Source organism: Larkinella terrae (assembly GCF_009668025.1).
Lineage (GTDB): Bacteria > Bacteroidota > Bacteroidia > Cytophagales > Spirosomataceae > Larkinella > Larkinella terrae.
On sequence record NZ_WJXZ01000002.1, the window covers coordinates 68624 to 81265 of the forward strand.

The following is a 12642-nucleotide window of genomic DNA, read 5'->3' on the forward strand; positions in this document are numbered from 1 at the left end:
GGTGGAGGATTCTCTGAGATTCTTTCGGGCTCATTCATTGTTCCTTGTTCATTATTCATTAAGTTTGCACCCGATTCGGGATGTAGCACAGCCAGGTAGTGTACTTGCATGGGGTGCAAGGGGTCGTGGGTTCGAATCCCGCCATCCCGACATATGGGACTTCTGCTATGGAAGGCATTCAAACCCTGCACATCAAGTGCAGGGTTTTTTGTTTTGCTACCTTGCATTCACAAAAACCAGCCCGGTTTTCCTTCTGCCTAAATTGTCTTGGCTTGCATTAGCTAACTAGTTTCTTTCTCAATTTCAGGAATTTACCAAACACAAGTAATAAGGTTTTTCATCTGGAGAGCGGTTTCAAACTATCCGGTAAAAATATCGCGGAAAATTTGCGTAGTTAAATGGCTACATATATATTTGTAGCCAAATAGCTACGCAATGAATTTACGACGCGACGTATTCCAGGCCATCGCCGACCCGACCCGGCGGGCGATTCTGCTGCTGGTGGCTTCGCACGCCATGACGGCCGGGGCCATAGCCGCCAATTTCGACACCGCCCGGCCGACGGTTTCCAAGCACCTCCAGATCCTGACCGAGTGCGAACTGCTGAAACAGGAACAAACCGGTCGGGAGATTTACTATCACCTCAATGGTCAGAAAATGAAAGAGATAGCCGACTTCCTCGAACCGTTCCGCAACCTGTGGGACGACCGGTTTAACAAACTGGAAGCCATCATGAAAAATTATACGCAGAAAAAAGAAGAAAGAGAATAGACAAGAGATTAACAAAATCAATGAAATCTTTCATCTTTTCTCTCTTGTCTAACTGTCTGTTATACCAATCCAACAACTAGCATGGAACGCAAAACCAAGATCAACGCCGAGGATGGCAACCAGGACCTGCTGATCACCCGGGAATTCGATTTACCGTTGGAATTGCTGTTTAAAGCGTATGAGGAAGCCGAAATTGTGGCGCAATGGATGAATACAAAGGTGCTGAAACTCGAAAATAAGAAGCACGGAAGTTACCAGTTTGAGACATCCGATGCGCACGGAAACGTAGTGATGCGGGCCAACGGGACGATTCATGCGTTTGTGCCGAACCGGAAAATCATCCGGACCTTCGAAATGGAGAACACCCCTTTTCCGGTTCAACTCGAGTTTCTGGAGTTCGAATCCCTGGCGGAAAACCGCAGTAAACTCAGCATGCAAATCGTGTATCGATCGGTGGCCGACCGGAATCAGATGCTGCAATTGCCTTTCGCGCAGGGTATAAATAGGGCGCACAACCGCTTGCAGGATGTCGTCAGCAACTTAAAATAACCGCATCATGGCAAAACGGAACAAAATCATCTATTGGGTCGCCACGCTCTGGCTGTCCCTCGGAATGGTATCCACGGGGATCGTTCAACTGATCAAAATGAAGGAGGAGGTCGATCTGTTTACGCGCCTGGGCTATCCGATTTATCTCCTGACTCTACTGGGTGTCTGGAAAATTCTGGGCGTAATTGCCGTCCTTCTGCCTAAATTCCCGCTGCTGAAGGAATGGGCGTATGCCGGTTTTTTCTTTATCATGTCCGGGGCGGTTTTTTCGCACGTAATTAATGGAGACGACGCCAAAGAGAATTTTGGCCCGGTTTTATTGCTTGTCCTGACGGCGGTTTCGTGGTATTTCCGGCCGACGGATCGAAAATTGATTCCCGTTACCCTTTAACTGAAAAGCATGAATCCCAAGGTTGATTTCTTTTTTGACAAGGCCAAAAAGTGGCAGGAGGAATACCGGCTTTTGCGAACGATTGTGCTCAGCTGCCATCTGACCGAAGAGTTGAAATGGGGCGTTCCCTGCTACACGTTTGAGAAAAAGAACGTTGTGTTGATTCACGGATTTAAAGAATACTGCGCGCTCCTGTTTCACAAAGGGGCTTTGTTGAAAGATTCCAACGGCATTTTGATCCAGCAAACCGAAAATGTGCAGTCGGCGCGCCAGATCCGGTTTACGAATGTGGACGAAATTCGTCATCTCGAAACTGTGCTGGAAGCTTATATTTATGAAGCCGTGGAAGTGGAAGAAGCCGGTTTAAAGGTGGAATTAAAAAAGACGCCGGAATTTGCCATGCCGGACGAATTTCGGGATAAATTGGACGAAATCCCGGCTTTGAAAACCGCATTTGCCACCCTGACACCGGGCCGACAACGAGCGTATTTACTGCATTTTTCACAAGCGAAACAGGCGAAAACCCGGGCGTCGCGGATTGAGAAATGGATGCCTGCCATTCTGGATGGAAAGGGATTGGAAGACTAAGGCAATGTAGAGGAAAACATGGACCGACTCGAAAACGAGTTGACGAAAATGCAGTAAGCCAAAAACAATCAATGAAGCTGTTTAAAATTTAAATTTACCCGACTACATTTTGCTCTAGTCTGCCCCCAACCCCCTAAAGGGGGCTTTAGCATCCGGTTTTTAAAGCCCCCTTTAGGGGGTTGGGGGCAGACTAGAGCAAAATCGGAAACTCAAAATCACAACTTTAAACAAGTTCAATACATGAACAGTCCTAAAAACGAGTTGTCGCCGGAGCATCGGGAAGACCTGCTCAAGACTCTGAAAATCCGGTTTGAGAAACATAAAAACCGCCATGCCGGTCTGGACTGGGCGGTTGTACTGGAAAAACTGGAATCCAGTCCGGAAAAACTGTGGTCGCTCAGCATTATGGAAGAAACCGGTGGAGAACCGGATGTGATTGGCCATGATCCGAAAACGGGCGACTACCTCTTTTGTGACTGCTCGGCGGAAAGTCCGAAAGGCCGCCGAAGTGTTTGTTACGACCGGGCCGCGCTGGAATCGCGGAAAGAATACAAACCGCAGGATAATGCCGTGGACATGGCTGCTGAAATGGGCGTTGAGCTGCTTTCCGAAGAGCAATACCGGGCGTTGCAGCAACTGGGGTCCTTTGATATGAAAACGTCGAGCTGGGTGCAAACGCCCACTGAAGTCCGGAAACTCGGTGGAGCGCTCTTCTGTGACCGTCGGTACGACACGGTTTTTCTGTACCACAACGGGGCCGAATCGTATTATGCCGCCCGGGGATTCCGGGGTTTACTACGGGTCTAAACCAAACCTGTAAGGTTTTGAAAACCTTACAGGTTTGGCACCTGATAAAGCCGAATCCAACGGCGGTTTCGATGTATGCTGAGGGTGATAAAATTAAGCCGTTGGCGCCAGATTCCGATCATTTCTTTTTAGAATCAACGCACAAATCAGGGAGATAACCAGGCCGATGGGAAACACTTCTGCGTAAGTCAGTAATACAACGAACAACGGGTTTTTATACATCTTTTTATACATGTCCATTTCGCTCGACTTACTGGCTAATTCTTCGGTACTGGCTCCGGCAGTTTTCGCTTCTCTCAAGACGTGAGCGGTGTATTTATCCATAAAATCCGGAATGAATACGTAATACTCGATCAGCCAGGTAATGACGTACATCGTCGAAGCAATCAGCGTAATGTACAGGCCAATTTTAAACGCTTTTCCGAAGGAGATAATTTGGTTGTTATAGGTATCCCGGTAGTTTTTTATCCCGACGAAGATAAGGGAGAATGCGAGCACCATTGACGCATAACCCAGCGCCATGTTGCTTTCAAAATTCTGGTACATGTAACACATGACCGTGGAGACGGCCATCACTGTTGTCAAAACGAAACCGGCAATAAATCCGCAGATGAGGATGATTTTTTTCATGGGCTGCAAGGCTTGATTCGGAGCAAAAGTGAGCAAACCGGTTTGGTTTTCGCTCATTCTTTCGGGTGATTTACCGGTTTTGGCTCCTAAATCACGCTAAAGGAGGAGCGTATTCAGGGAATCAGGCGGAGTCGTTTCGCTTTTTCAACCGCCTGGGTTCGGCGTTTGACGTCCAGTTTTTCCAGCACATTCGACGAGTGCGTTTTGACGGTATTGAGGGAAACAAACAACCGCTCCGCAATCTCCTGATTGCTGTATCCTGCGGCCATCAACTGCAAAACGTCCAGTTCGCGTTTGCTTAAACCGGTTTGACTCAACTCGGCTTCATTCAAGATAAAATCGTCACTTTTTTTGACGATAATCTCTTTTTCTACAAAGACGGTTTCGATTTTTGGTTTGGTTAATTTTTGTGCCAGCCAAACGCCTAAAACCGTAAAAAGAACCGCAATCGCCCCGATATAAATTTCGAAAGCATGATTGATAATTAAAAACCGTAACTCAAGCCATTTGAGTAGAAATAGCAGGAAAGCCAGCGAAATACCGTAAAGGAAGGTGGGCTTATTTCTGGTTAGAAAATTGAGCAATAGTTGCATTACTGTCCGCGAATGGTACTTCTAAACAGAAAAATAATGCTTTCGGACGATAGTTGCCCGTTTATTTATCGGCGAACAGGGCTTCGTAATGAGCCGATGGTTCAAAAATGCCGCCACTTTGTTCGTAAAATGTAGCATCGGTGAGGTAAACGCCCTTTTGCGTTTTGGTCCAGGTAGCACCCGCTTTGGGATGGTACGACATCAGCTTGTCCCAGTTTTTGAAATATTGATGCCCGTTGGTTTCCTGCAAACCGACCGTCATGCCCGGAAAAGGTGGCAGTCGGGCGGCCACAGCCTTGTTCCAGTCGACCAGAATGGGATTCACGGTCAGATCAGCGCAGAAGCAGGGAATCTTTTTCTCGTAGGCTAACTGCGTGATTTTCATGGTCATGCTGAGTGTTTTGGCAATCGCTTTGACGGCAATCGCCGAGTAGCCCTGCTCAATCCGACGGGCGGCATCCTCCACGGTATGCGCGCTTTCGTCGGCGGCCACCCGCACGCCCAGGTCGCCCACAAAAACTTCGTTATTCTCCTCAAACGGTTCTTCAATGACCGCAATCTGGTCGAACGCACCGATTTTTTTGGCGTGATCCAGAAACCGGAGCAGCGTTTCTTTCTTCTCGTAGCGGCCGTTGGCGTCGAAATAATACGGTATTTTGCCGGTTTTCGTGTACGGCGTTTCGTAGTGCCCGATGGCTTTGTGCAGCGCCGTCAGAAAGGCGATGTCCTTTTCGATCATTTCCGGCTGCGTACCCGCCGACCCGGTTTTCAACTTCATGATGAAATAGCCTTCGTCGGCTGCGGCCTTGATCCGCTCAGGACTGGTGCCGACGCTGAACGACGGAATGCTGGCGACTTTCGCGTGCCGGTACGACAAACCCGGTTTGTAGGCCGCCGGAATCATGTCGTCGAAACGAGCCATGCGGTTTTCCTGCGCGTACAGCAGCCAGGCCGCATTGTCGACGCAGACTAACGCATTGAGCGCGAAGGTTTTCCGCAGGTTCGGATTGCCCGTAATTTTCTTCCCATACGCCAGTACTTCCGGCAAAACCGTATCGAGCAACTCGACCGGCGTTGTGAACGACGTGCCTTTGATGAGTTGCAGCGCCCGTTCGCTCATGGCGTACATCAACGCGTTTCCGGCGCTTTCGGAGTGGGCGGCAAACACGCTCGAATCCGACCATAAAACGCCCTGCGTCGCCAGCCCGATTTTCCGGATGCCCGATTCTGACTCCAGCATCGCCATTGTTTGCCAACTGTCGGTAATAGCGCTGCCTTTGAACCGGTACGGATTCAGGGGTTCGCGCTCAAAGTTGGAGCTGACGTTTTTGATTCTAATCGTCGCCAGCGGTTTTTCAGAAGCCTCCGATTGCAGCGGAAAACCGGTGATTCCGGCGGCTACCAGTGCGCTGGTTCGTTCAACAAATTCCCGGCGGTTCATAATTAGTTTACGGTTTTCAGTATTCAGTTTACGGTTGGCTGACGCATTCTACTCGTACAGTTAATCCATGCGTCAGCAATTGAATACCGTAAACCGTCAACCATTAAGCAGTCATTTTCTCAAAAAGCTGCCGTTGCGCGATCAGCGAAGCAATTTTGTCTGCCGGATTGGTGTGGCATTCGAGCAGCACCCAGCCTTTATAATTCGCTTTGGCGAGCAGATCCAGAAACTGCTGATACGGATACGTCGGATCGTTAAATTCGCGGACGTGGCAGGTGTCGCCCAGACGGTTTTTGACCAGATTGAAGTTGTATTCCAGCCCGTTGCCATTCAAATCCTGCTTGTTGCTGTTCCAGCAAACCGTCGCGTTTTTGTTCGGAGCGTGGTCCATGATGGTTTTGATGTTGGGCAATTCCTGCGTTTCGTTGCCGTGGACTTCCAGCCGGAGCTGTTGCCCGAAATCAGCCGCGTATTTCGCCAACTCATCCAGCGAGCGCCCGATCTGCTCCAGCGTTTTTTCAACCGGCACGTCTTTGTGCAACTGATTGGGTTTCACTTTGACGCCCGAACCGCCTACGTCGGCGCTGAGCCGGATAAACTCTTTCGTTCGCTCGATGGACTTCCGCAGCCGCTCCGGGTCCGGGTAGTCGTATTGCTCATTGGTGCCCAAACCCACCAGTTTAACCGGACTGTCGGCAAACCGTTTCTTAACTTCCTGCCGTTCGGCCGCCGACAGATCGGGCATCACCTTGTGCGCATGTTCCACCCGCAGTTCCGCCCCGGCAATGCCGGCGGTGGTGCAGTTCTGAATCAGCGTCGGAACGTCCCAGTCTTTGCCCCACAGATAGGTGACCATGCCGAGTTTCATCTTCGATTTTTTCCGAAGCGCAGCGGAGGTCGGGCCCGCCAGCAGCGAAGCCCCGGTCAGCAATGATAATTCTTCGAGAAAGGTTTTCCGGTTAATTTTATTCATTTATCAAGAGGTTTAGGAAAGTCATTTTTGAACTTTGAAATCTGCCCCCAACCCCCTGAAGGGGGCTTAAAATTGCAGGATGAGAAGCCCCCTTCAGGGGGTTGGGGGCAAATTTTAAAACCCAATCGAATTACCACCATCGACGGGCAACGAAGCACCGGTGATGTAGCGGGCGGCTTCCGACGACAGGAAAACGGCGGCATGGCCGATGTCTTCCGGTTTACCAAAATGGCCCATCGGCGTCCGGCGCATGGCCCGGTCGCGCCGGTCGGGATCACCGCCCATCGCTTTTTTGCTCATTTCGGTTTCGATGAAGCCCGGCGCAATGGCGTTCACCCGGACGTTGTGAGGTGAAAACTCCGACGCCAGCACCTTCACCATACCTTCGACGCCCGACTTGGAAGCGGCATAAGCCGCCACCCGGTCGATGCCGTAATAGGCCGCCATCGACGAAATCATCAGGATCGAACCGCTTCGTCGGGGCACCATCCGCCGGGCACAGGCCCGAGTCAGTCCAAAAACCGCATTCAGATTGGTCTGAATGATGCGGCTGAATTCTTCGTCCGTGACTTCCAGGGCCGGTTTTTTGAGGTTGATACCGGCGTTGTTAACCAGAATATCAATCGGCCCGATGGCCCGTTCGATCTGTTCGACCAGCGGTTCCAGACCACTCAGGTCGGCCACGTCGTTGGTGAAATAATGGGCGTTTTTGCCCAACTCCGCGACAGCAGCCTGTAGCGGTTCTTCCCGGCGGCCGGTGATGACGACGGTGGCACCGGCCTGCACCATGCAGCGGGCAATGTCAAAACCAATTCCGGTGCCTCCTCCCGTAATCAGGGCGAGTTTGCCGGTTAATGAAAATACAGTCTGATCCAATTGATTCTCTGTTAATTGTACGTTTATACGACTTAAGTTTGACTTATCGTAATTGATAAATATCCACCAATTCCTTGACTTCCTTCAAGCTCCGTTCCGGTTTTTTAAACGGGGCCGGAATGGGCTGCCGGGCAAATTCCTGAAGATACAACACCCAGGCATCGCGCCACCAGATGGCTTCTTTTTGCTGTGTTTCCAGGCGTCCGGCAACATTGGCAAACGTCTCGGAATCAACATCTTTCCGAACCGATGCCCATTGTTTTTGCAGCCAGCCGACCGAATCGGCGCCCGTGTAAAACCGGGTGCATAATTCGTCCCAGAGCGTTCGGCCCGTGCTCAGTTTCTGCGTCCACAAAACGTGATGAAACCAGAGCAGATAGGGGAGTGGGCAGGTGGCCGGATTGTTCCATTGCTGCTGCACCTCGGGGCGGTATTGTGCCAGCGCATTGCTACCTTTGGCCGTACGCTCAAAACCGATTCCGAGCGAGTCGGCGCGGTGGTAATAAACCGCCGTCCAGTCGGGCCGCGAACTCCGGTTTTGCCAGGGCTCCGGCGCAAAATGCACGCCCGTCCAGGGCCGCGACAGCCCCAGCGGGGTGTTGTAATTGACGTAAATTTCCCGCGACTTCAGCAGCAAATCCGTAATGGTTTTGGCCGATGATAGCTCGGTAGTCAGCGTCATCTTAACCCACTCATTCGCAATGGCTTCGGATGATAAGGTATGATCCCAGGCCAGCCGCCCGAAGGCGTACCAGTTTGCCTGCGCCAGCGGATGTCCCGTCCAGTTGCGATCCGAACCGGTGTTGGCAACCCCTGCAATGGCTGTCAGCGGATATTGGTGCAAACTGCCGTCAACGACTTTGGCCACGGTCGAACCTTTTCCCGAAACGTACGTATCTGCATCCAAACACTCCTTGAAAATCGGTGCTTCGTACACCAGATGGGTGGCAAAACCGAGGTATTCCTGCGTGATCTGAAACTCCATTCCCAGCGGAGTTTTGGGCATGGTGCCGAAAATGGGCGAAAACGGTTCGCGGGGCTGAAAATCGATCGGACCGTTTTTCACCTGGACGATGACGTTTTTCGCAAACTGGCCGTCTAACGGGTTAAATTCGTCGTAGGCTGCTTTGAAACGGTCGGCTTTTCCGTCTGCTTTGTACACAAACGCCCGCCAGATAACAATGCCCTTGTGCGGAGCCAGCGCTTTGGCGAGCATGTTGGCGCCGTCGGCGTGATTACGGCCATAATCCTGCGGGCCGGGCTGCCCTTCCGAGTTGGCTTTCACCAGAAAACCGCCAAAATCCGGGATGAATTTGTAAATCTCATTCACTTTATCGGCCCACCATTTATTGACTTCGGGATCGAGCGGATCGGCGGTTTTCAGCCCGCCGATGGTTTTGGGAGCCGGAAAATACACGGACAGATACACCTTGATGCCGTACGACCGAAAGACGTTCGCAAGTGCGGCTACTTTTTGTAAATATTCGGCGGTCAGAAACCGCGAACTCGCGTTGACGTTATTGACAACCGTTCCGTTGATGCCGATAGATGCGTTGGCGCGGGCATAATCCCGGTAGCGTGGATCGATGCGCTCGGGCAGCTCATACCATTTCCAGAGCGATTGACCGGCGTACCCGCGTTCGATGCTGCCGTCGGTATTGTCCCAATGATTCAGCATTCGGTGCTGAATTTTCGGGTTACTGGTTAGCGAGAGCCGGTCGATGGGTTGCAGCGTCTGGAACTGGCGCAGCAGGGCAAACGCGCCGTATAACACACCCGCATCGGTTTTGCCGGTAATCGTAATTGTATTTTGCTGGTTACTAAGCTGGTATCCTTCACTGTTAAGTGACGCAGCCGCGTTAGTGGTCAACGTAATACCGCCGGTTTTGCCGCCCGCGCTGGCGACAATCGGGACGGTTTTCCCCAATAAGCCCTGCAAACCGGTTTGCAATTCTTCGGCGGCCGTTTTCTGAATCGGACTGGTGCTGTTCAGGACGATTAACTGCGTCGAACGGGCGTACGCGGCTCGTTTGGTGGCGTCTTTGATCAGGTCATACTTCAGCCACAATCGATAACCGTCGTCGCGGTCCGGCGTTCCGGCTTTGCAGAGTGTAGTGAGCAATAAGAGAAATATGAGTTTGCTGCTCATTTTATAAAAGTTGTTTCGCAGAGTTGAGCGGAGTTTAAAAGAGTTTAGCGGAGCCTCTGCGAAACTCTTTTAAACTCCGCTTAACTCCGCGAAATAATTTAACCCTCCAACGACCGTACAATCCCCAACTCCAACCCCCGCAGTTCTGCCAGCCCGCGCAAGCGACCAATGGCGGAATAGCCCGGATAGGTTTTCTTGTGCAGGTCGTCGAGCATCTGGTGCCCGTGGTCGGGGCGCATCGGAATGGCCGTGACGCCGACGCCGGTTTGGGCCCGCCGGTTTTGTTCCAGCACAATTTCCCTGATCACTGCGTACATGTCCACGTCGCCCGCCAGGTGGTCGGCTTCGTGAAAATTGAGCGGGTTTTCCTCCCGTTTCGTCGTTCGTAAATGAATGAAATGAATCCGATTGCCAAACCGCCGGACGATGCCGGGCAGGTCGTTGTCCGGACGAATACCGAGCGAGCCCGTGCAAAACGTAATGCCGTTGGCGGTGCTATCGCAAGCGGACATCAGTTCGGCCAGATCGGCTTCCGTGCTGACCACGCGCGGCAGACCCAGCAGCGGTTTTGGTGGATCGTCGGGGTGAATGCACAGGTTAATGCCTACCGATTCGGCTACCGGAGCGACTTCCCGAATGAAATAGTACAGATTATCACGGAGTTGTCGGTCGCGAATGGTGGCGTATTCGTTCAGTAATCCCTGAAAAGTCGACAGCGTAAAGGCTTCTTCCGAACCCGGCAAACCGAGCAAAACCGTGTTGGTCAACGTCGCAATTTCTTCCGGTGTCATTTGGGAAAACTTCCTGCGGGCGGCTTCCCGGACAGCCGGTTCGTAATCGGCTTCGGCGCCGGGACGTTTCAGAATGCAGAGGTCGAAAACCGCAAAATCTTCCCAGACAAACCGCAACGCCAGCGAACCGTCCGGCATTTCGTAATTCAGGTTCGTCCGCGACCAATCGAGCACCGGCATGAAATTGTAGCAAACCGTGGTGATGCCACCTGCCGCCAGATTTCGCAGCGATTCCTTGTAATTTTCAATGTATTGCGCCCGCGTGGGTCGGCCTTTTTTAATGTCCTCATGAACCGGCAGACTTTCGACCACTGCCCAGTGCAGCGGAGAATACCGGCCGTTATCGGCTTCGATGAGCTGTTTCCGTTTTTCAATTTCCGCAATCGCCCAGACGTCGCCGACCGGAATCTGGTGCAAGGCCGTCACGACAGCGTTACAACCCGCCTGGCGGATGTCCATCAGCGAAACCGGATCGTGCGGTCCGAACCAGCGCATGGTTTGTAGCATTCCCATTCTTACTTGTTTAGGCCCCCAACCCCCTGAAGGGGGCTTGTTGATCTGGAATCATAAAGCCCCCTTCAGGGGGTTGGGGGTAAAGTTATTTAAAATACTTTTTAGCAAATTCCAGAAAAACCGGCCAGTCGAGGCTGTCCACATGGCCACCTTCGTGGTTCCGAAACGCCACCTCACCCGAAACCAGGGCCACATCCGGCGCGGGCATTTCCCTGGTGCCAATGCCTTTTTTACCCAGCAACTCATACACCGGGCTGGCGGCCACACAGGCCAGAAACTCGCCGTGCGGATCGGCCCACTGGTCTTTGGTGCCACCGGTGATGAAAACCGGGCGGGGCGCCAGCAACGCAATCAGTTCATGGGCATCCACCGGCATGTCCTGCCAATGACCGCCGTATTTCAGGAAATTACCCGCCATCCAGTGGTACAAGCCCGAACCGGCTACATTATCGGGTGTTTCGCCGAAATTACGTTTTTCGAGCGATGCGCCCATTGACCCCGAGCAACTCGCAAACACGATGGCCCAGCGCGGGTCCAGCGCCCCGGCCAGCAGAGCGGTTTTGCCCCAGCGCGAATGCCCCTGAATTCCAATCTGTTTGGCGTTGATCGCTTTGTTAGTTTCGAGGTAATCGAGCGCGCGGCTGAGGCCCCAGCTCCAGGCCGACAGAACACCCCAGTCGTCGGGTTTGCGGTCGTTGCCTTCGTTCATTAGGCCAATAATTCCGGCGTGTAAACCGCCCCCGTTGTCCATCTGAATGGCGCCGGTGTTGAAAAGTGCCACCGCCCAGCCGGTTTCGATGATTTTCCGAATGGTGGCCGTCGGGGTTGGAAAAGCGCCCCAGACAATTACCATCAGCGGCACCGGGCCTGTCGCTTTGGCCGGGGTATAGAGCGTCAGTTCGACGCGAGGTGTGGCACTTGGGAATTTCGAATTGTCGATGCGGCCAGTAACCAGTTTTTTGTTGGCTTGCCCGCCCAGGGCAGTGTCCGGACTGGCGACCTCAAACGTGACTTTGGGCGTGTCCCGGGGCGTTTTGCCGTAAATCTCGGTTTCGTAATCGCGCAGAATTTCGGGTCGGCGCTGTTTCCACCACACGCTGGCGGTTTTGACCGGTTTTCCATTTTTCAGCACCAACGGGTCCGGCAGCGTGTATCGGCTGGCGTTTGTTTCGTCGTAGTTCGTCCAGTTGCCCCAGCCCGACCGTACGTGCGTATTGCCCGCTTCATCGTACCAGTTGGTCGAACCTTCGCGCTGCTTCAGGTGCTGGGGCCGTTTCGGATCATCAGAGGCTGGGGGCAAGGACGGCGTTTTGATTTGCAGCGTCGCCATTGTTTTCTCCCAGTCTTCCTGCGAAGCCGCCCGCATTTTATCCATGTAGGCCTTGCGTTCGTCCGGCGTCATTTTCGAAAAATCCGGACTTTGGGCGTTCGCGGTTTTTGCTGATAGAATTGTGAGCAGCAAAATCGTTGCTATCTTACATACTCCCCACCCCCTAAAGGGGGCTTTTTCATCCGGATTCGAAGCCCTCTTCAGGGAATGGGGGGCACAAGCGACTTTCAGTTTTTTCAT

13 protein-coding genes and 1 tRNA gene are annotated in these 12642 nt (G+C 52.4%); 6 read left to right on the top strand and 8 right to left on the bottom strand.

Annotation, left to right across the window (positions count from 1 at the left end):
• Positions 1–76: 76 nt before the first annotated feature.
• The 6 genes from GJJ30_RS04420 (at position 77) to GJJ30_RS04445 (ending at position 3106) form a co-directional block, all read left to right on the top strand.
• Positions 77–150, top strand: a tRNA-Pro gene (locus GJJ30_RS04420).
• A gap of 285 nt (positions 151–435) precedes the next feature.
• Entirely contained in the window at positions 436–771 is a 336-nt protein-coding gene (locus GJJ30_RS04425; RefSeq protein ID WP_154173591.1) for an ArsR/SmtB family transcription factor, read from the top strand.
• An 81-nt stretch (positions 772–852) separates the two neighbouring features.
• A complete protein-coding gene (locus GJJ30_RS04430; RefSeq protein ID WP_154173593.1) occupies positions 853–1320 on the top strand; it encodes an SRPBCC family protein in 468 nt (155 codons plus the stop codon).
• A gap of 7 nt (positions 1321–1327) precedes the next feature.
• The gene (locus GJJ30_RS04435; protein ID WP_154173595.1) at positions 1328–1711 is read left to right on the top strand and encodes a DoxX family protein; all 384 of its coding nucleotides are present in this window, start codon (positions 1328–1330) and stop codon (positions 1709–1711) included.
• A gap of 9 nt (positions 1712–1720) precedes the next feature.
• Entirely contained in the window at positions 1721–2299 is a 579-nt protein-coding gene (locus GJJ30_RS04440; RefSeq protein WP_154173597.1) for a YdeI/OmpD-associated family protein, read from the top strand.
• A 240-nt stretch (positions 2300–2539) separates the two neighbouring features.
• Complete coding sequence (locus tag GJJ30_RS04445) at positions 2540–3106, top strand: DUF4256 domain-containing protein (protein WP_154173599.1); 567 nt, start codon at positions 2540–2542, stop codon at positions 3104–3106.
• Between the two features lie 93 nt (positions 3107–3199).
• Here the strand turns inward: GJJ30_RS04445 and GJJ30_RS04450 are convergent, their stop codons facing one another.
• From GJJ30_RS04450 to GJJ30_RS04485, 8 genes are all read right to left on the bottom strand, one after another.
• Positions 3200–3736, bottom strand: coding sequence for a DUF4199 domain-containing protein (locus GJJ30_RS04450; protein WP_154173601.1), 537 nt, complete (start codon positions 3734–3736; stop codon positions 3200–3202).
• 113 nt (positions 3737–3849) lie between these two features.
• A complete protein-coding gene (locus GJJ30_RS04455; RefSeq protein WP_154173603.1) occupies positions 3850–4329 on the bottom strand; it encodes a response regulator transcription factor in 480 nt (159 codons plus the stop codon).
• A 61-nt stretch (positions 4330–4390) separates the two neighbouring features.
• A complete protein-coding gene (locus GJJ30_RS04460; RefSeq protein WP_154173605.1) occupies positions 4391–5770 on the bottom strand; it encodes an enolase C-terminal domain-like protein in 1380 nt (459 codons plus the stop codon).
• Positions 5771–5873: 103 nt separating this feature from the next.
• Positions 5874–6743 (bottom strand): sugar phosphate isomerase/epimerase family protein, encoded by an 870-nt coding sequence (locus GJJ30_RS04465; protein WP_154173607.1) that lies wholly within the window; start codon positions 6741–6743, stop codon positions 5874–5876.
• Between the two features lie 114 nt (positions 6744–6857).
• A complete protein-coding gene (locus tag GJJ30_RS04470; protein ID WP_154173609.1) occupies positions 6858–7619 on the bottom strand; it encodes an SDR family NAD(P)-dependent oxidoreductase in 762 nt (253 codons plus the stop codon).
• Between the two features lie 43 nt (positions 7620–7662).
• Positions 7663–9768, bottom strand: coding sequence for an alpha-glucuronidase family glycosyl hydrolase (locus GJJ30_RS04475; RefSeq protein WP_154173611.1), 2106 nt, complete (start codon positions 9766–9768; stop codon positions 7663–7665).
• Positions 9769–9866: 98 nt separating this feature from the next.
• Complete coding sequence (uxuA, locus tag GJJ30_RS04480) at positions 9867–11072, bottom strand: mannonate dehydratase (protein ID WP_154173613.1); 1206 nt, start codon at positions 11070–11072, stop codon at positions 9867–9869.
• Positions 11073–11157: 85 nt separating this feature from the next.
• Positions 11158–12642, bottom strand: coding sequence for an alpha/beta hydrolase family protein (locus GJJ30_RS04485; protein WP_205880530.1), 1485 nt, complete (start codon positions 12640–12642; stop codon positions 11158–11160).

Excerpts from the sequence above, each read along its gene's own strand:
- GJJ30_RS04425 (WP_154173591.1), top strand. The coding sequence starts at position 436 with ATGAATTTACGACGCGACGTATTCCAGGCCATCGCCGACCCGACCCGG.
- GJJ30_RS04430 (WP_154173593.1), top strand. The coding sequence starts at position 853 with ATGGAACGCAAAACCAAGATCAACGCCGAGGATGGCAACCAGGACCTG.
- GJJ30_RS04435 (WP_154173595.1), top strand. The coding sequence starts at position 1,328 with ATGGCAAAACGGAACAAAATCATCTATTGGGTCGCCACGCTCTGGCTG.
- GJJ30_RS04440 (WP_154173597.1), top strand. The coding sequence starts at position 1,721 with ATGAATCCCAAGGTTGATTTCTTTTTTGACAAGGCCAAAAAGTGGCAG.
- GJJ30_RS04445 (WP_154173599.1), top strand. The coding sequence starts at position 2,540 with ATGAACAGTCCTAAAAACGAGTTGTCGCCGGAGCATCGGGAAGACCTG.
- GJJ30_RS04450 (WP_154173601.1), bottom strand. The coding sequence starts at position 3,736 with ATGAAAAAAATCATCCTCATCTGCGGATTTATTGCCGGTTTCGTTTTG.
- GJJ30_RS04455 (WP_154173603.1), bottom strand. The coding sequence starts at position 4,329 with ATGCAACTATTGCTCAATTTTCTAACCAGAAATAAGCCCACCTTCCTT.
- GJJ30_RS04460 (WP_154173605.1), bottom strand. The coding sequence starts at position 5,770 with ATGAACCGCCGGGAATTTGTTGAACGAACCAGCGCACTGGTAGCCGCC.
- GJJ30_RS04465 (WP_154173607.1), bottom strand. The coding sequence starts at position 6,743 with ATGAATAAAATTAACCGGAAAACCTTTCTCGAAGAATTATCATTGCTG.
- GJJ30_RS04475 (WP_154173611.1), bottom strand. The coding sequence starts at position 9,768 with ATGAGCAGCAAACTCATATTTCTCTTATTGCTCACTACACTCTGCAAA.
- uxuA (WP_154173613.1), bottom strand. The coding sequence starts at position 11,072 with ATGGGAATGCTACAAACCATGCGCTGGTTCGGACCGCACGATCCGGTT.
- GJJ30_RS04485 (WP_205880530.1), bottom strand. The coding sequence starts at position 12,642 with ATGAAAAAACTGAAAGTCGCTTGTGCCCCCCATTCCCTGAAGAGGGCT.